At 50.9% G+C, this 275-nt stretch carries 1 protein-coding gene; it reads right to left on the reverse strand.

Features of this window, described 5'->3' with window-relative positions:
- Positions 1-275, reverse strand: a 275-nt coding sequence (locus DW58_RS17930) for an EF-Tu/IF-2/RF-3 family GTPase (protein WP_035894703.1), incomplete at both ends; no start/stop codon positions are given.

A 275-nucleotide genomic window follows, 5' to 3' on the forward strand; every position in this document is an offset into this window, starting at 1 on the left:
TCGCCCGCACGACCTTCGTCCAGCAGTTTGCGGAACATTTCAACGCCGGTACAGGTTGATTTCACAGTATCTTTAATACCAACGATTTCAACTTCTTCACCAACTTTGATGATGCCGCGCTCTACACGACCGGTAACTACAGTACCACGGCCGGAGATGGAGAATACGTCTTCGATAGGCAGCAGGAACGGCTTGTCAATTGCACGCTCTGGTTCCGGGATGTAAGAATCCAGGAAGCCTGCCAGTTCGATGATTTTCGCTTCCCACTCTGCTTC

The organism is Siccibacter turicensis LMG 23730 (genome assembly GCF_000463155.2).
Classification (GTDB): domain Bacteria; phylum Pseudomonadota; class Gammaproteobacteria; order Enterobacterales; family Enterobacteriaceae; genus Siccibacter; species Siccibacter turicensis.